Origin of the sequence: Streptomyces sp. NPDC058671 (assembly GCF_042716475.1) — a bacterium.
Lineage (GTDB): Bacteria > Actinomycetota > Actinomycetes > Streptomycetales > Streptomycetaceae > Streptomyces.
Window position 1 is genome coordinate 215,858 of sequence record NZ_JBHXSA010000001.1, and the last position, 16,513, is coordinate 232,370.

General features: G+C 70.2%; 13 protein-coding genes and 2 pseudogenes. 6 read left to right on the forward strand and 9 right to left on the reverse strand.

What is annotated here, in order from left to right:
- Window positions 1-195: 195 nt before the first annotated feature.
- From ACFWV2_RS00925 to ACFWV2_RS00935, 3 genes are read right to left on the reverse strand one after another with little or no spacing between them, the layout of a single operon-like run.
- On the reverse strand, window positions 196-795 hold the full coding sequence (locus ACFWV2_RS00925; RefSeq protein WP_384399670.1) for a hypothetical protein: 600 nt from the start codon (window positions 793-795) through the stop codon (window positions 196-198).
- Window positions 792-2,576, reverse strand: a complete 1,785-nt coding sequence (locus ACFWV2_RS00930) for an alpha/beta hydrolase (RefSeq protein WP_384399673.1) — start codon at window positions 2,574-2,576, stop codon at window positions 792-794. Before ACFWV2_RS00930 ends, ACFWV2_RS00925 begins: the two co-directional genes overlap by 4 nt.
- Window positions 2,577-2,581: 5 nt before the next feature.
- Window positions 2,582-3,013, reverse strand: a complete 432-nt coding sequence (locus ACFWV2_RS00935; protein ID WP_384399676.1) for a hypothetical protein — start codon at window positions 3,011-3,013, stop codon at window positions 2,582-2,584.
- A 152-nt stretch (window positions 3,014-3,165) separates the two neighbouring features.
- Here ACFWV2_RS00935 and ACFWV2_RS00940 point away from each other — a divergent pair, with 152 nt between their 5' ends.
- Complete coding sequence (locus tag ACFWV2_RS00940) at window positions 3,166-3,666, forward strand: SseB family protein (RefSeq protein WP_384399679.1); 501 nt, start codon at window positions 3,166-3,168, stop codon at window positions 3,664-3,666.
- Window positions 3,667-3,797: 131 nt separating this feature from the next.
- Window positions 3,798-4,760, forward strand: a complete 963-nt coding sequence (locus ACFWV2_RS00945; protein WP_384399682.1) for a pirin family protein — start codon at window positions 3,798-3,800, stop codon at window positions 4,758-4,760.
- Between the two features lie 205 nt (window positions 4,761-4,965).
- On the opposite strand, the gene ACFWV2_RS00950 is transcribed toward ACFWV2_RS00945, so the two are convergent.
- On the reverse strand, window positions 4,966-5,784 hold the full coding sequence (locus ACFWV2_RS00950) for an MBL fold metallo-hydrolase (RefSeq protein ID WP_384399685.1): 819 nt from the start codon (window positions 5,782-5,784) through the stop codon (window positions 4,966-4,968).
- Window positions 5,785-5,998: 214 nt separating this feature from the next.
- Window positions 5,999-8,194 (reverse strand): SpoIIE family protein phosphatase, encoded by a 2,196-nt coding sequence (locus ACFWV2_RS00955; RefSeq protein ID WP_384399688.1) that lies wholly within the window; start codon window positions 8,192-8,194, stop codon window positions 5,999-6,001.
- 204 nt (window positions 8,195-8,398) lie between these two features.
- Here ACFWV2_RS00955 and aspS point away from each other — a divergent pair, with 204 nt between their 5' ends.
- Window positions 8,399-10,183 (forward strand): aspartate--tRNA ligase, encoded by a 1,785-nt coding sequence (gene aspS / locus ACFWV2_RS00960; protein ID WP_384399691.1) that lies wholly within the window; start codon window positions 8,399-8,401, stop codon window positions 10,181-10,183.
- A gap of 102 nt (window positions 10,184-10,285) precedes the next feature.
- Here aspS and ACFWV2_RS00965 read toward each other — a convergent pair whose 3' ends face one another.
- The 3 genes and pseudogenes from ACFWV2_RS00965 to ACFWV2_RS00975 form a co-directional block, all read right to left on the reverse strand.
- Window positions 10,286-10,606 (reverse strand): hypothetical protein, encoded by a 321-nt coding sequence (locus ACFWV2_RS00965; protein WP_384399694.1) that lies wholly within the window; start codon window positions 10,604-10,606, stop codon window positions 10,286-10,288.
- Between the two features lie 52 nt (window positions 10,607-10,658).
- Window positions 10,659-11,063: a hypothetical protein gene (locus ACFWV2_RS00970; RefSeq protein ID WP_384399697.1), complete on the reverse strand. Its 405-nt coding sequence runs from the start codon at window positions 11,061-11,063 to the stop codon at window positions 10,659-10,661.
- 151 nt (window positions 11,064-11,214) lie between these two features.
- A pseudogene (locus ACFWV2_RS00975) lies at window positions 11,215-12,222 on the reverse strand (RHS repeat domain-containing protein); the annotation flags it as partial.
- Window positions 12,223-12,486: 264 nt separating this feature from the next.
- On the opposite strand from ACFWV2_RS00975, the gene ACFWV2_RS00980 reads away from it, so the two are divergent.
- On the forward strand, window positions 12,487-12,837 hold the full coding sequence (locus ACFWV2_RS00980; protein ID WP_384399700.1) for a DoxX family protein: 351 nt from the start codon (window positions 12,487-12,489) through the stop codon (window positions 12,835-12,837).
- 67 nt (window positions 12,838-12,904) lie between these two features.
- Here the strand turns inward: ACFWV2_RS00980 and metG are convergent, their stop codons facing one another.
- Complete coding sequence (gene metG / locus ACFWV2_RS00985; protein WP_384399703.1) at window positions 12,905-14,512, reverse strand: methionine--tRNA ligase; 1,608 nt, start codon at window positions 14,510-14,512, stop codon at window positions 12,905-12,907.
- Window positions 14,513-14,601: 89 nt separating this feature from the next.
- Between metG and ACFWV2_RS00990 the strand changes: the two genes are divergently transcribed.
- Together ACFWV2_RS00990 and ACFWV2_RS00995 are read left to right on the forward strand one after the other, a co-directional pair.
- Window positions 14,602-15,351 carry a response regulator transcription factor gene (locus tag ACFWV2_RS00990; RefSeq protein ID WP_384399706.1) on the forward strand — a complete coding sequence of 250 codons (750 nt, stop codon included), beginning with the start codon at window positions 14,602-14,604 and terminating at the stop codon, window positions 15,349-15,351.
- Window positions 15,348-16,400 (forward strand): annotated as a pseudogene (locus ACFWV2_RS00995) (sensor histidine kinase); the annotation flags it as partial. The gene ACFWV2_RS00990 and the pseudogene ACFWV2_RS00995, both read left to right, overlap by 4 nt.
- Window positions 16,401-16,513: the final 113 nt, after the last annotated feature.

Consider the following 16,513-nt stretch of genomic DNA (forward strand, 5'->3'; position numbering starts at 1 on the left):
TACCAGCGAGTAGCAAACACGCTCTCTCCGATGATGCTACCCACCGGTAATAAGAGCAACCCCGCACGGGGAACTGTGACGTCGATCGCCGCCGGCAAAGCCCGATCGAGCCCGCCGTGATCTTGGCCGGTGCCACCCGCGGAACGCCGACGCCCGCCTCCGTGGGGAGGCGGGCGTCGGCGTGTGGTGTCCCGGTCAGTACAGGTGGGTGAGGTCCGTACCCTCCGGGGCGCGGTAGCAGCCGGAGACGACGGTGACGGCGATCAGGTTCTTCTGCTTCGGGTTCTTGCTGCCGAGCGACAACTCGGCGTTGACGGCGAAGTGCTCCTTCTCCGAGTCCGCCGTGAGTTCGAGGGACTTGGCCCTGCTGTTGTTGGGCCCGTACGAGACGATCTTCCAGCCCTTGCCGGGCAGCGCCTGGCGGAGCCGCTCGAAGCCCTGCTCCAGCTCGTCGTCGGAGACGTCGTACACCGACCAGGGGTGACGGGTCTTGAAGAGGTGCTCGCGGTCCTCCGGGCAGGGGGAGGCGCTCGGGCCGGGCTCCGTCGTCCTGGCCCGGGGCAGCCCGATCATGTCGAAGATCTCGCTGGAGATCGCCTTCGTCCGCGTCTTGGCGCCCGCGACGTCGAGGGTCGTGGGGGTGTAGCCGAGGTCGTCCGCGTCGTTCATGGTGCATCCCGTCGCCAGGGTGGTGAGGCAGAGGAGGAGGGCGCCGAGCACGGCCGGGCGCCGGACCCGGCGCGGCCGTGGGATCGCCATCGGGCCTGCGGTGCTGTCGTGGTCGCTGCTGCTCATCGGTCCTCGTTCACATCGTCGTACCGGCCCGCCACGACCTTCGCCTGGTTCCTGAGGCTCTCCGAGTCCCGGGTCCAGTAGTCGCTGTGTCCGCTGGTGTCCACGTCCATCCGATGGGCGCCGAACAGTTCGTCGGAGGGAACGGTCTGCACGTACCCGGCATTGAACGGGACGCCGTTCCAGGTCTCGACGCCCCACGTGTAGCCGCCGAGCCCGGCCGCCTTGCCACCCGCCGGCACGACATCGTTCCACGCCGCCTCGGACCAGACGTGGTCCTTGCCGACGTCCAGGTCCTCGGCCCTGCCGGTGAGCATCCCGGGACTGCCGACCGCCACGATGTCGTCGGCCGCGAGATCGCCCTTGTTCGAGGCGTCACCGACGACGGTCGAGCCGTAGCTGTGCCCGATGATCGTGGTGTGGCTCCGGTCGGCGCCGCCCTGCACCGTCTCCAGGCCGTCCATGAACCGGAGCAGCTTGGGGGAGCCGTCGTGCGCCCAGCCCTTCTGCATGGCATCGGGTGCGATGGACTGCGGAGTCTCGTAACCGAACCAGGTGATGGTGGAGACGTTCTGGCCCGGTGCCCAGCTCTGTGTCTCCTTCCACAGGTCCGTCATCCGTGTGATGTCGCCGTCGAAATCCTTCAGGTTCGTCGTCGTACCCGGCACGTAGACCGCGGTGTGGTCGGCCGTGTCGGGGTTGCCGTTGGCGATGATCGCGCGGCCGATGCCCTCTTTGTCGTAGCCGAGGAGGTACGCCTCCGGCAGGCCCTCCCTGCCGGTGGCGTCGAAGCGCGCCTGGATCGAGTCGCTGCCCCTGAGCTGTTCCTTCAGGCGTTCCTGGTCCTTCTGCCACTGCTTGTACTCGGGGCTGAGGACGACGGCCGGGTAGTTGCCGTTCGGGTTCGGGATGTACTGGTTCGGCGCGGGCCTGTTCAGGTCCGTCTGGATCTGGGCGCGGGTCTCGGCGAAGACCATCCGGTTGGCGTCGTCGCGGACCGAGGAGGGCAGGCCGTCGAGGGCGCCGACGGAGGCCGGGTAGAGCGTGGCGTACTCGTCACGCTGTTCCTGGCTGAGGCCGTTCCACCACTCGGCGTTCTCCTTCGGGGACTTCCCGTGCGGGATCCTGTCGTCGTCGGCGTACTTCCCGGCGGCCTGCTGGAGGGCCTTGGTGTCGGCGGCGGCGTCGACCAGGTCCGCGTCGCTGACGTCCAGGCCGGGGCCGGCCTTGAGCCTGCGCAGGGCGGCGGCGTAGCGGCCGTCGATCTCGGCGGCCTCGCGGACGGCGTCGCCGATGCGCTGGGCTATGTCCTCGGCCTTGCCCTTGTTGGCGTCGGCGCTGCCGACCCCTTCGCCCTTGCCGGGCGCGAGCGGCACGGGCGCGCCGTGCTCGGCGGTGTTGCTGCCGGGGGCGAGGACGAAGGACTGGGTCGGGTACTCCACCGAGCCGTCGGGCTTCACCGTGAACTTGAGGTTCTCGGCGTCCTCCAGGGCCTGCTTCAGCTTCCTCTGCGGGGCCGCGAGTTCGGAGGCGAGCCCGTTGAGCGCGGTGCGGATCAGTCCGCATTCGGTGTGCAGGTACTGGTAGTTGCGGCTGAGCTGCCGGACGGCGTGGGTCGCCTCGGTGGCGGTCTCCCCCTTCTGCGTGTCGTGGATCCTGGCGAACATGCCGTTGTCGACACGGTCCTTGTCGGCGTTGGAGCGGGAGGAGACCTTGCCCCAGCCGTCGGCCGCGTCGGTGTACTCGTTCAGCTTCACGTCGCGCAGTTGCTGCCAGGTGGGCACGGAGCTCAGCCTTCCTTCTGCGCGGGAGCCGGCGCCTCTGCGGCGATCTTCCGTTTCGTCGCGGCCTCGCGCTCGCCGAACTGCAGGCCCGCGCCCTTCAGCGCGCCCTCGAGGCGGCCGCATTCGTCGCGTACGGCGCCGAGGCGGGCCTTCCAGGTGCCGAGGATCTCGGTGAGGCCGGCCGAGGAGTCGAAGCCGGCGGTGCCGCCGCCGACGCCCTCGTTCGCGGTGTCGAGGTCGGTGAGCGAGGCGGTCGTGGAGGTGCGCAGCTCACCGGCGGTGTTCCCGGCCTGGTGCCACGGGCCTTCGTCGGCCTTCAGGTCCGCGTCGCCGCCGCCTCCACCGGAGTCGGGGGCGGGCACCCCCGCGAGGGTCATCGCCGCGGCCTGTCCCGGCGGCGGCGTCCCGCCGAACAGCTCTTCCCAAGTGGCGTTCAACGCCATGTTCCACCCCCGTGGTGACCGAAAATTGCTTCCGCGAACCTAGCAAGAGGCGGGGGTGTTGACGAAGAGCGGGTGGGGGCTGCCCGGCGGCCGGCCGGCGCCGACGGGCAGTGATGCGACGGCCCACGGGTCGATAGGCTGGCCCCATGTACGGCTACGAGCAGAATCCGGGTGCCCAGCAGCAGTACGCGCCGCCTCAGCAGCAGCAGTACGCCCCGCAGGCCGACATGCAGGGCGGTATGCAGGCCGGGTACGGGCAGCAGCAGGCCCCGCTCTACCCCGAGCCCTCGCCGCCCTCCCTCGCGGACGCCGTACGCGCCTTCACGACCGGCACGCTCGCGCCCGAGGACTTCCAGCACATCTTCTCGACCTCCAAGGTCTACTGCCCGCGCGGTGACAACCCGGGCTTCCTGGCCCTGCACAACACCCAGCAGCCGGTCATCCCGATGTTCACCTCGCTCAAGGAGCTGCGGCGGTACGCGGGCAAGGAGTCGAAGTACTTCGTGATCACCGGCGCCGAGGTGATCGACCTGCTGCCGACGGGCTACGGCTTCGTCCTGGACATGGAGGGCGACCACCGGATGGTGTTCGACGCGAAGGCCGTGGAGCAGATGGTCGACTTCGCGATGCGGCGGATGTACGGCTGACCGATCCTGAACGTACGGGGGCGCCCGGGAGGAATTCCTCCCGGGCGTTCCGCGTTCCGGGTGGCAGGAAGTTCATCGTTCAACTAAAGTGGACGTATCGAGGCCGCCGAGGCCGCACCTAGGAGGTCGTCATGCCCGCCGTGACCGTCGAGAACCCGCTCACCCTGCCGCGCGTCGCCGCCACCGCGGACGCCGTCTCCCGCCCCGTGCTCGCCGTGACCACGGCCCCCACGGGCTTCGAGGGCGAGGGCTTCCCGGTGCGCCGGGCCTTCGCCGGGATCAACTACCAGTACCTCGACCCGTTCATCATGATGGACCAGATGGGCGAGGTGGAGTACGCGCCGGGAGAGCCCAAGGGCACGCCCTGGCACCCCCACCGCGGCTTCGAGACCGTCACCTACATCATCGACGGGATCTTCGACCACCAGGACAGTCAGGGTGGCGGCGGCACCATCACCAATGGCGACACGCAGTGGATGACCGCCGGTGCCGGCCTCCTCCACATCGAGGCGCCGCCGGAGTCCCTCGTCGTCAGCGGCGGCCTCTTCCACGGCCTCCAGCTGTGGGTCAACCTGCCCGCCGCCGACAAGATGATGGCCCCCCGCTACCAGGACATCCGCGGCGGCCAGGTCCAGCTCCTCACCTCCCCCGACGGCGGCGCGCTCCTCCGCGTCATCGCCGGCGAGCTCGACGGCCACGACGGCCCGGGCATCACCCACACCCCGATCACGATGATCCACGCCACCCTGCGGCCGGGCGCCGAGATCTCCCTGCCGTGGCGCGAGGACTTCAACGGCCTCGCGTACGTCATGGCCGGACGCGGCACCGTCGGCGCCGAACGCCGCCCGGTCCACATGGGCCAGACCGCCGTCTTCGGCAAGGGCGGCGCGCTGACCGTCCGCGCGGACGAGAAGCAGGACGGGAACACCCCGGACCTGGAGGTCGTCCTCCTGGGTGGACAGCCGATCCGCGAGCCCATGGCCCACTACGGCCCCTTCGTCATGAACACCCAGGCCGAACTGCGCCAGGCCTTCGAGGACTTCCAGGCCGGCCGCCTGGGGACGGTCCCGGCGGTGCACGGCATGGGGGAGTAGCCCCGCGCACGGGGCGGGGCCGGGTACGGGGAGTACGCGGCGAACAGGGCGGCTCGTCGGCGCGCATGCTGACGAGCCGTCACCCGTACGGCAGTCAGCGCGCCAGGGCAGTCAGAGCCCCGACGACACGCCCACGGACCCGGTACGGGAAGCCGGATGCGGAACCGCCCGATCCGGCGGTGGCCGGGCGGTGACGTGAGGCCCCTCAGGTCGCCGCGGGCTGGCCGCCCGGCTCGAAGCTCGCCAGCATCCGCTCCAGGGCCGCCTGGTCGGGACCGACGAACGGGTCCACGTCCGGCGCCGTCGAGATCGTGTCGATCATCGACGTCGTCATCCGGACCGCGGGCGGCAGATGCGTGGACAGCACGATCTCCGGGGCCATCTCCCGCAGCGGGTCGATCGTCGCCCGGTACTTGACCGGGTCCACGACGTGCACCCACGGGCTGTCCACGGACGCCCACAGGAGTTGGGCCTGCCGCAGTTCCTCCGGCTTGAGGTCGTTCGCGTGCCCGCTCTCCGCGAGCTCCCGCGTCGGCATGGGCCCGCCGAAGCAGTCGGAACTGAAGCAGATCCGCGTCCTGTCGTCGTAGAAGCCGACGGTGGCCGGGTTGTCGAAGAGCGGCGGCCTGAAGCCGTGCAGCATGCGGTCGCCGACGTCGAGGGACTGGCCGGGGTTGAGGAAGTACACGCGGTCCGTCGGCAGCGGGCGCTCGGTGGACATGATCCCGGCACCGATGAAGGTGGTGACGACCTTCGCCCGGGGCGCGGCCACGAGCAGGTCGAAGAGGCCGCCCGTGTGGTCGCGGTCGGGGTGGGTCAGCCAGATCCAGCGGACGTCGGCGGGGTCGACGACCGAGCCGAGCGTGTCGACGAAGTTCCGGTCGGACAGGGAGAGCCCCGTGTCGACGACGACGGGCTCGGTGGCGGTGACGACGTAGGCGTTGGCGGGAATGTGCCCGATCCCGGGCACATCGAGGCTGTCGGCCAGGACGGTGGTGTCGCTCCCGACCTTGTGGATGTCCATGGCACGCTCCGTGGTCCCCCCGACGGCCGTACTACGACACCAGTCTGCGCCGGGGGAGGCGGCGGCGCGCGGCGGAGACGGGTGCGGGCGTGGCGGGCGCGGTGAGGACGGGGTGCGCGGGAGTGGCGGTGCACCGTGCTCCCCGGGGGGGCCTCGCCTCCCGGCCTCCCGATACCCCCAACGCCCCTTTCCCTACGCCCAGTGCCCCTTCCCCCTACGCGCAGCAGCCCTTCCCCGTCGCGGACTCGTTCAGCTCGAACCAGATCGCCTTGCCCTCGCCGCGCGGGTCGACGCCCCACGCGTCCGCCAGCATCTCCATCAGGACCAGGCCGCGCCCGCTCGACGCCATCTCGCCGGGGTGGCGCTTGTGCGGGAGTTCGTCACTGGTGTCGGAGACCTCGACGCGCAGCCGCCGGGACTCCTCCGAGCAGGCGACCTCGGCGACCAGGAGCGCGTCGCCGTCCGTGTGGACGAGGACGTTGGTCACCATCTCGGAGACCATGAGGACCGCGGAGTCGAGCTGGTCGCCGTCCGCCCAGTCGTGCAGCAGCTGCCGTATCTGCTCCCGGGCCTCCGCGATCCGTTCCGGTTCCGCCTGGGCGATCGTCATCAGGGTGCGGCGGGGGGCCTGCGGCAGCCCGTCGGCGGGGCGGCGGGAGAGCAGCAGGACCGCGATGTCGTCCTCGCGGCGATCGGCGAGCGGCCCGGTCGTATGGTGGGAGCCGGGGCCGTGGACGGCCTCCACGAGGGTGTCGGCGAGCTGTTCCAGGTCGTCGCCGTCGTGGGACTCCAGGAGCTTCCTGACCCGTTCCCAGCCGGTGTCCAGGTCGTGCCCGCCGGTCTCCAGGAGGCCGTCGGTGCAGATCATCAGGGTCTCGCCGGGTTCCAGGGTGAGCCGGGTGGTGGGGTAGTCGGTGTCGGGGTCGATGCCGAGGGGCAGCCCGCCGGCCGTGGGCCTGAGCAGGACCGTTCCGTCGTTCATCCGGACGGCCGGGTCGGGATGCCCCGCGCGGGCGATGTCGACCGTCCCGGTCTCCAGGTCGACCTCCAGGTAGAGACAGGTCGCGAACCGCGGCCCGCCGCCACCGTTCCCGCCGCCGTTCCCGTTTCCGCCGTACCCCTCGCCCCCGCCTACCCCGCCGGCGTCGCCGTCCGGGGCCCCGTCGCCCTCGTCCCCGTCGGTGATCCCGTACAGGAACCGCGAGGCGCGGGAGAGGACCGCGTCCGGCCGGTGGCCCTCGGAGGCGTACGCGCGCAGGGCGATCCGCAGCTGGCCCATCAGGCCCGCCGCCCGCACGTCGTGGCCCTGGACGTCGCCGATGACGAGGGCGATGCGGCCGGAGCCGCGCCCGCCGGTGCGGGAGGTGCCGCCGGGGAGCCGGATCATGTCGTACCAGTCGCCGCCGACCTGGAGCCCGCCGCCGGTCGGCACGTACCGGGCGGCGACCTGGATGCCGGGGATCCCCGGCCCGAGGACCGGCATCATCGTCCGCTGGAGCCCGAGGGACAGCTCACGCTCCGACTCGGCCACGCCCGCGCGTGCGAGGGCCTGCGCCAGCATCCGCGCCACCGTCGTGAGCACCGAACGCTCGTCGGGAGTGAACGCCACCGGGTGCTTGAAGGCCGCCATCCAGGCCCCCATCGTGCGCCCGGCGACGACCAGCGGCACGAAGGCCCAGGAGCGGCGCCCGAAGCGCTGCGCGAGCGGCCAGGTCATGGGGAAGCGGCGGAGGTACTCGTCGGGCGACGGCAGGTAGATCGCGCGGCCCGTCCGTACGACCTCCGCGGCCGGATAGTCGGTGTCGAGCGACATCGACGAGAACGGCCCCTCGTCGCCGTCGCTGTGCCCGTGGTGGCCGATGATCGTCAGCCGGTCGCCCGCCACGCCGAAGACGGCCAGCCCGTCGGGCGAGAAACCGGGCATCGAGAGTGAGGCCGCCACCCGCAGCACCTCGGCCGTCGACCGGGCCTCGGCGAGCGCCCGTCCCGCGTCGAGCAGGAACGCCTCGCGGGAGCGGCGCCAGTCACCGGTGATGGGGGTGTGCGCGGCGGTGCCCGGCTGCTGTTCGGCGACCTCCTGGAGGGTGCCGACGAGCTGGTAGTCGTTGCCCTTGACGAGCGGCTTGGACCTGCTCCGTACGGTACGGATCACCCGGCCGTGCTCGTCCATGATCCGCATCCGGGCCTCGGCGAGGGTGTCTTCGGCGACGGCGAGGTTGACGATCCCGTCGATCTCGTTCCAGTCGACCGGATGAAAGCGGGAGCGCACGGCGGCTTCGCTGAGCCGCACGGATTCGGCGGGCAGCCCGAGCAGCCGGGCGGCCTCGGCGTCGAGCGAGACGATCCCGGACGCGTTGTCCCAGCGCCACAGGCCGGTCGCGATCGCGGCCAGGACGTCCTCGGTGCGCATTGCCCTACTTTATGAATATAGGAGAGCAGGTCGCCACCGAGACTATTCGAAAAGCGATCCCGGCCCGGCCGGTACTCTGGGTGGGTCTGCCCGCGTGTCCTGTGACATCCGTGACTCCGACCCTGCGAGGCCGGTGGCATCCGTGACAGGGCCCACGGGGCGGCGGCCCACGACCCACGAATCCCGAAGACTGGATGAACGACGATGCATCGGTACAGGTCCCACACCTGCGGCGAGCTCCGCGCCTCTGACGTCGGCACCGACGTCCGGCTGAGCGGCTGGCTGCACAATCGGCGCGACCTGGGCGGCATCCTCTTCATCGATCTGCGCGATCACTACGGCATCACGCAGCTCGTCGCCCGCCCCGGCACCGCCGCGGCCGAGGTTCTCGACAAGCTGACGAAGGAGACCGTCGTCCGCGTCGACGGCAAGGTCGTCTCGCGTGGCGCGGACAACGTCAACCCGGAGCTCGCCACCGGCGAGATCGAGATCGAGGCCGCCGAGGTCGAGGTCCTGGGCGCCGCGAAGCAGATCCCCTTCACGATCAACGCCGACGACGGCGTCAACGAGGAGCGGCGCCTGGAGTACCGCTTCCTCGACCTGCGCCGCGAGCGCATGCACCGCAACATCATGCTGCGCTCCGCCGTCATCGCCGCCATCCGCTCCAAGATGGTGGCCCTCGGCTTCAACGAGATGGCGACCCCGATCCTCGCGGCGACCTCCCCCGAGGGCGCCCGCGACTTCGTCGTCCCGTCCCGCCTCAACCCGGGCAAGTTCTACGCGCTGCCGCAGGCGCCGCAGCAGTTCAAGCAGCTGCTCATGATCTCCGGCTTCGACCGGTACTTCCAGATCGCGCCCTGCTTCCGCGACGAGGACGCCCGCGCGGACCGCTCGCCGGGCGAGTTCTACCAGCTCGACGTCGAGATGAGCTTCGTCGAGCAGGAGGACGTCTTCCAGCCGATCGAGAAGCTCATGACGGAGCTGTTCGAGGAGTTCGGCGGCGGGCGTCACGTCACCTCGCCGTTCCCGCGGATCCCGTTCCGCGAGTCGATGCTGAAGTACGGCAACGACAAGCCGGACCTGCGTACGGCCCTGGAGCTCGTCGACATCTCGGACGTCTTCGAGGCGTCGGAGTTCAAGGCCTTCGCCGGCAAGCACGTCCGCGCGCTCGCCGTCCCGAACACGGGCGACCAGCCGCGCAAGTTCTTCGACTCGCTCGGCGACTTCGCGGTCTCCCTCGGCGCGAAGGGCCTGGCCTGGGTCCGCGTCGGTGAAGGCAACGCCCTGACCGGCCCCATCGCCAAGTTCCTCACCGAGGAGAACGTCAAGGTCCTCACCGAGCGCCTCGGCCTCGAGCCCGGCCACGCGATCTTCTTCGGCGCCGGCGACTTCGACGAGGTCTCCAAGATCATGGGCCCGGTCCGGGTCGAGGCCGCCAAGCGCGCCGGCCAGTTCGAGGAGAACGTCTTCCGCTTCGCGTGGATCGTCGACTTCCCGATGTACGAGAAGGACGAGGAGACCGGCAAGATCGACTTCTCGCACAACCCCTTCTCGATGCCGCAGGGCGGTCTTGAGGCGCTGGAGACCCAGGACCCGCTGGACGTCCTCGGCTGGCAGTACGACATCGTCTGCAACGGCATCGAGCTCTCCTCCGGCGCCATCCGGAACCACGAGCCCGAGATCATGTTCAAGGCGTTCGAGATCGCGGGCTACTCGAAGGAGACCGTCGAGCACGAGTTCGCCGGCATGCTCCGCGCCTTCGAGTACGGCGCCCCGCCGCACGGCGGCATCGCCCCGGGCGTCGACCGCATCGTGATGCTCCTCGCCGACGAGCCGAACATCCGCGAGACCATCGCCTTCCCGCTGAACGGCAACGCCCAGGACCTCCTGATGGGCGCCCCGACGGAACTCGACGAGTCCCGCCTGCGCGAACTGAACATCCAGCTCCGCAAGCCGGTCGCGAAGGCGGCGGAACAGCCGGAGCAGTAGTCCCGGCTGCTACGCGACGAGGGCCCGGAATCCGTAAGGATTCCGGGCCCTCGTCAGTTGCCCGCGCGAAGCGGCCCGAGGAACTGACGGGCGCCTAAGTGCTCAGCCTTCGAGGAGGTCCTCGATGTAGTCGCCGAGCTCTCCAGGGAGTTCCTCGATGTCGAGGGCCAGCAACCTCCCGACCATCTCCGGCTCGGCCAGGGAGCCGAGCTGGATGATCGCGTTCAACTGGGCCTCCAGGGCGGCCGCGTCCGTCTCGCACTCGGCGGCTGCGGCGAGCACACCGGCAAGGACCCGCCCGTCGGCCAAGGAGCAGCCGGACACCAGATCCGTCACCTGATCCGCCGCTGATTCTCGGACCTTCGGGTCGGGGGCCGCGATGTCCCGCACGAATGCGAGAAGTCGGGACGCGGAAACCGACATGAGGTTCCTCTCGCGGCAGGGTTACGAGACCGGCACCGAGCTTGCGCTGTGCTCAAGGAAGCCTGGGGACGAGATCGAGCCAGACCAGCGCCTCCCGCATGACGGGGTCATCACCGTCCAGGAGTGTCTGGACGGGCAACAACGCGGTCAGCATGTTCTTGATTCGGCGCAGGTGCAACATCTGCTCTCGTGGTGCTGCCCGCCATTCACCGGACAGCTCCACGGCCACCTCGTACGACACCTCCATGTGCCGCAGGATGTCCGCGCAGAGAGCGGAGAGATCACGGACCGTGTCCGCGTCACCGGCCCCGAACTCCCTGATCATGTAGATGCGCACGTGGGCGGCCTCGGCCATGGCCTGCTGGTTCAGTCCGTCGGCGTACTTCCCCGAGATCGCGGCCAAGGCGAGTCTGCCCCATCGGAGCCTGTCCTCGTCGGGTAGCTCAGTGCGTTGCATACGGCCGACAGCCAGGTCACGTACCTGCTCCTGGCCCTCCGGCGAACAGGAGCCCACGCCGGCCTTCTGTAGGAATTTCTCCAAAGCCTCCAAAGACGCATCAGGGAAACCAACCTGGTCCGGCTCGCAGCCATGTGCGTCCGGCGGAACGTCAGAGAATGGGGATTCCGGCACGCTCGAACGCCTCCCTTCCGATCTCCAGACTCTCCTGCGACGGCCAGTAATGTCCACTCTGGTTGTTGATCTCCATTCCGAAGTAATTGCCTCCGCCGCCGGCGATCTCCGCTTCGCCCGCCGCGCGAACGGGTGCTCCGTCCGTGAGCACGGGGTGCTTCAGTTCGGTTCCTTGAACGTGCTTCGGGATGAACACGAGCTCTCCTTCCTGCGTTACCGCCCACTTCACCGTGCCGGAGTTGATGACGTCGTCGAAGCCCTCATCGCCGACACGTATGGGCTTCACACCGAGACGTTCGGCGTCGGCCAATTCGCCGGCAAGTTCGTCCGGCATTCGATTGGGAAAGAGGCACGGTGAGAGCCCTCTCGGGTCGCTCCACGTGTGCGGGTTGTGGACGTACGTCGCCGGGTTCGGGGCCGGGGCGAGGCCCAGGGGGTCCGGGGAGAGGTAGCGGGCGCTTTCCGGGTCGTAGTAGCGGAAGTGGTTGTAGTGGAGGCCCGACTCGGGGTCGAAGTACTGACCGGGGAAGCGCAGGGGGGTGTAGGCGGTGGCCGACCTGTTCCAGGTGGTCGTGCCCCAGAGGGTCGTGCGGGTGCGCCACGCCAAGTCGCCCGACTCGTCGACGAGTTCCGTCGGGGTGCCGATCAGGTCGGTGACGATCGCGAAGAAGCGCTCGTCCGTGGAGTCCGCGTCCGGGCCCGTGCGGCGTTCCGTCTGGGCCAGGGGGCGTAGGCCCGCGTGGTCCCAGGTGAGGGTGAAGTCCTCGGTCGTCTGCTCGCAGAGGGTCGAGCCGTCCCAGGTGAAGTGGACCGTCTCCAGCGGGGATTGTTTGGAGATGCGGCGGCCCAGGGGGTCGTACGCGTACCGCCAGACCGTGCCGTCCGGTGTCGTCACCGAGGTCAGCCGGTCCTCCGCGTCCCACTCGTAGCGCCATGTGTCCGGCTTCCGCGAGAGGCGGGTTTTCCGGCGCAGGACGATCCGGCCCTCCCTCCTGATCGACAGGACCGCCGGCGAGGTCAAGGTCCACTCCCGGCCGGACGGAGAGCGGTACGAGATGGTCGTGACGGTTCCCTTCGGGAAGAGCGTGACGCTGCCGGAGCCGGTGAGGGTGGAGCTGGCCACGGAGCCGCTGAAGAGCTGGGTGCACTGAGGCACCGGCCTTCGGCTGTCACACCTTCCTCGCGCGCTCCGTCAGTGCGGTGTCCGGCCCGGTCGGGGCGGGCGCCCGGAGAGGGACAAGGAGCCGACATGTTCGCCGAGATGTCCACCACCGCTGTCGTCGTCACCCTCGTCGCCGCCTTCATGGCCGGGTTCTCCGGGGTGTCGGTCCTGGCCAGGGCCGCGTTCGTCGTCGAGCCGCTCGCCGCCTACGGGGTGCCCCGGGCGTGGTGGAACCGGCTGGGGGCCGCCAAGGTAGCCGGGGCCGTCGGGCTTCTCGCCGGGTTCTTCCTGCCCGTCGTCGGGACCCTCGCCGCCACCGGGCTCGTCCTGTACTTCGCCGGGGCCGTGATCACCGTGCTGCGCGCCCGCTCCTACGGGCACGTGGCCTTCCCGCTCATGTACATGGCGCCCGCCGTCGCCGTCCTCGCTCTCGTCTGACACGGCGAAGGCCGCCGTCCCCGACGATCACGGGGGCGGCGGCCTTCGTCGTACGTACGCCGTGGCGTCAGTCCTTCTTCGGCTCCTCCAGGCGCGGGAACAGCACCGCGCCCTTCGTCACCGCCGCGCCCGCCGGGAGCTGTCCCCACGTGGCGGAGGACTGCACCGGCTGCGAGGCCAGCGCGCCCAGGGACGCCTCGGCGCCCAGCGAGTCCCACAGGGCCTGCGAGGTCTCCGGCATGATCGGGTTGAGCAGGACCGCGACGGCGCGGAGGGACTCGGCGGCCGTGTAGAGGATCGTCGCCAGGCGGGCCCGGCCCTCCTCCGACTCGTCCTTCGCGACCTTCCACGGCTCCTGCTCCGTGATGTAGCCGTTGACCTGCTTCACGAAGTCGAAGATCGCCAGGATGCCGCCCTGGAAGTCCAGCTCCTCGCCGATCTTCGCGTCGGCCACCGCGACGGCCTTGGCCAGGCCCTCGTGGACCGCTTTCTCGGCCTCGCCGTCGGCCGCGGAGGCCGGCAGCGCGCCGCCGAAGTACTTGCCGACCATCGCCGCGACGCGGGACGCCAGGTTGCCGTAGTCGTTCGCCAGCTCGCTCGTGTAGCGGGCGGAGAAGTCCTCCCACGAGAACGAGCCGTCCTGGCCGAACGCGATCGCCCGCAGGAAGTACCAGCGGTACGCGTCCACACCGAAGTGCGAGGTCAGGTCCTGCGGCTTGATGCCGGTCAGGTTCGACTTCGACATCTTCTCGCCGCCGACCATCAGCCAGCCGTTCGCGGCCACCCGGCCCGGGACCGGCAGGCCCTGCGCCATCAGCATCGCCGGCCAGATCACCGCGTGGAAGCGGAGGATGTCCTTGCCGATGAGGTGCACGTTCGCAGGGAAGGTCTCGTCGAACTTCGCCGGGTTCTCGTTGTAGCCGACGGCCGTCGCGTAGTTCAGCAGCGCGTCGATCCACACGTAGATGACGTGCTTCTCGTCCCACGGCACCGGGACGCCCCAGTCGAACGTCGAGCGGGAGATGGAGAGGTCCTCCAGGCCCTGCTTGACGAAGTTCACGACCTCGTTGCGCGCCGACTCGGGCTGGATGAAGCCCGGGTTCGCCTCGTAGAACTCCAGCAGCTTCGGGCCGTACTCGCTCAGCTTGAAGAAGTAGTTCTCCTCCTTGAGGATCTCCACCGGCTTCTTGTGGACGGCGCACAGCTTCGTGCCGTCCTCCGCCTCGACGAGGTCGCCCGGGAGCTTGTACTCCTCGCAGCCCACGCAGTACGGGCCTTCGTACCCGCCCTTGTAGATCTCGTCCTTGTCGTACAGGTCCTGCACGAACTCCTGGACGCGGTCGGTGTGACGCTTCTGCGTGGTGCGGATGAAGTCGTCGTTCGCGATGTTCAGGTGCTCCCAGAGGGGCTTCCACGCCTCCTCGACGAGCTTGTCGCACCAGGCCTGGGGCGTGACGTCGTTCGCCTCGGCCGTACGCATGATCTTCTGACCGTGCTCGTCCGTGCCGGTGAGGTACCACACCTTCTCGCCGCGCTGACGGTGCCAGCGCGTGAGCACGTCGCCTGCGACGGTCGTGTAGGCGTGGCCCAGGTGAGGAGCGTCGTTGACGTAGTAAATGGGGGTCGTGACGTAGAACGCCTTCGCCCCCTGCTTCTCGGATCCAGTGGCCGCCATGGTCGAAATCCTAACGGTCGCGTGAAGATCCACTCACATCGATAAACCCGGGGGCCGGCCGTGGGCGCGCCCTCGGGAAGATGGGACGCATGCGTGTACTCGTAGCCGAGGACGAACGGGACCTCGCCGCGCTCGTCGCCACCGGCCTGCGACGGGCCGGCTTCGCCGTCGACACCGTCCACGACGGGGAGGAGGCCCTGGAGCGGTTCGGGCTGTACGGGGGCGGTGGGCTGGAGCGGGCCTCGCTCCACGGGGGCGGTGGGATGGAGGGGGCCTCGCTCCACGGGGGCGGTGGGATGGAAGGGGTGTGTCCGTATGACGTGCTCGTCCTCGATCGCGACCTGCCCCGCGTCCACGGTGACGACGTGGCGCGGCGGCTCGTCGCCGCCGGTTCCCGCACCCGGATCCTCATGCTGACCGCCGCCACCGCCGTCGACGACCGTGTCGAAGGACTCGACCTGGGCGCCGACGACTACCTCGGCAAACCCTTCGAGTTCCCCGAGCTGGTCTCCCGCGTCCGGGCGCTGCGGCGACGATCCGCCCGGCCCGCGCTGCCGCCTCTCCTGGAGCGGTACGGCCTGGTCATGGACACCGTCCGGCGGACCGCCGAACGCGAAGGACGGGACCTCGACCTCTCGCCCAAAGAGTTCTCCGTCCTCCAGATCCTCCTGGAGGCCGACGGCGCGCCCGTCTCCGCCGAGGAACTCCTCGAACGCGCCTGGGACGCCCACGCCGACCCCTTCACCGGAGCCGTCCGCGTCTGCATGAGCAAGCTGCGCGCGAAGATCGGCGAACCGGGGCTCATCCGGACCGTGCAGGGCGTGGGGTACGTGGTGTGAGCCCGCCCCGCCACGGCTACCTCGGGGCCGGATCCACCATCCGGGCCCGGATCGCGATCGTCTACGGAGGTGTCTTCCTCGTCCTCGGCGCGGCTCTGCTCCTCGTGGTGAACCTGCTGGTCAGAGCCGGTACGGACGGGGAAGCCGAGGCGATCGTGGCGCGCGCCGACGACATCGCCGTGGTCGAGGCGTACCGGCTCGGTGACGACATCAGCCGCGCGGCGGGCGAGCAGATGCTCATGTGGTCGTCCATGGCGCTGATCGCGATCACCTGCTGCGCGGTGGTCGTCGGCTGGTGGACCGCCGGACGCGTCCTGCGGCCCGTGCACGAGATGACCGCCCGCGCGCGGCGCCTCTCCGAACGCACCCTGCACGACCGGATCGCCGTCGGCGGACCCGACGACGAACTCAAGGAACTCGGCGACACGATCGACGCGCTCCTCGGACGCCTGGAGACCGCCTTCGACAGCCAGCGCCGGTTCATCGCCAACGCCTCCCACGAACTGCGCACCCCGCTCGCCACCCAGCGCGCCGCCATCCAGGTCGGGCTCGACGACGACTGCGACGTCCGGCAGGTGCTGCTCGACGCCAACCGGCGCAGCGAACGCCTCATCGACGGGCTGCTCCTCCTCGCCCGCAGCGAGCGGGGCCTCGCGGAACGGGAGGACGTGCCGCTGGGCGAGGTCGTCCGGGAGGAGTACGGGGCGGCGACCGTGGTCGGGGACGGCGGAGTCGTACCGGGCAGCCGGGTCCTGCTCGGGCAGCTCGTACGGAACCTCGTCGCGAACGCGGTCGCGTACAACGTGCCGGGGGGCGTGGTGGAGGTACGGGCCGAGGGCGGCGTCCTGACCGTGGTCAACACGGGACCCGTGGTCCCGGAGGCGGACGCCGAGGGGCTCTTCGAACCCTTCCGGCGGGGTGAGGGGCGGGACCGGATGGGCCCCGGCGCCGGACTCGGCCTCTCCATCGTGCGGTCGATCGCCGTCGCCCACGGGGGCGGTGCGACGGCGATCGCGCGGAGTGCGGCCGAGGGCGGCGGGCTGGTGGTGGGGGGGGGGCGGGCCGGCCCCCCCCCCCCCCCCCCCCCCCACACAGACACCCCCGCCGCCCCCACCCCCCCCCACACCCCCGGGCGGGGGAGCACCCACCGCGCGGGGGTTAA

What these genes read in the sequence shown, in the direction of transcription:
- ACFWV2_RS00955 (WP_384399688.1), bottom strand. Translation starts at nt 8,194, where the DNA reads ATGCGCACCGAGGACGTCCTGGCCGCGATCGCGACCGGCCTGTGGCGC.
- ACFWV2_RS00945 (WP_384399682.1), top strand. Translation starts at nt 3,798, where the DNA reads ATGCCCGCCGTGACCGTCGAGAACCCGCTCACCCTGCCGCGCGTCGCC.
- ACFWV2_RS00950 (WP_384399685.1), bottom strand. Translation starts at nt 5,784, where the DNA reads ATGGACATCCACAAGGTCGGGAGCGACACCACCGTCCTGGCCGACAGC.
- aspS (WP_384399691.1), top strand. Translation starts at nt 8,399, where the DNA reads ATGCATCGGTACAGGTCCCACACCTGCGGCGAGCTCCGCGCCTCTGAC.
- ACFWV2_RS00980 (WP_384399700.1), top strand. Translation starts at nt 12,487, where the DNA reads ATGTTCGCCGAGATGTCCACCACCGCTGTCGTCGTCACCCTCGTCGCC.
- ACFWV2_RS00990 (WP_384399706.1), top strand. Translation starts at nt 14,602, where the DNA reads ATGCGTGTACTCGTAGCCGAGGACGAACGGGACCTCGCCGCGCTCGTC.
- ACFWV2_RS00925 (WP_384399670.1), bottom strand. Translation starts at nt 795, where the DNA reads ATGAGCAGCAGCGACCACGACAGCACCGCAGGCCCGATGGCGATCCCA.
- ACFWV2_RS00965 (WP_384399694.1), bottom strand. Translation starts at nt 10,606, where the DNA reads ATGTCGGTTTCCGCGTCCCGACTTCTCGCATTCGTGCGGGACATCGCG.
- metG (WP_384399703.1), bottom strand. Translation starts at nt 14,512, where the DNA reads ATGGCGGCCACTGGATCCGAGAAGCAGGGGGCGAAGGCGTTCTACGTC.
- ACFWV2_RS00940 (WP_384399679.1), top strand. Translation starts at nt 3,166, where the DNA reads ATGTACGGCTACGAGCAGAATCCGGGTGCCCAGCAGCAGTACGCGCCG.
- ACFWV2_RS00970 (WP_384399697.1), bottom strand. Translation starts at nt 11,063, where the DNA reads ATGCAACGCACTGAGCTACCCGACGAGGACAGGCTCCGATGGGGCAGA.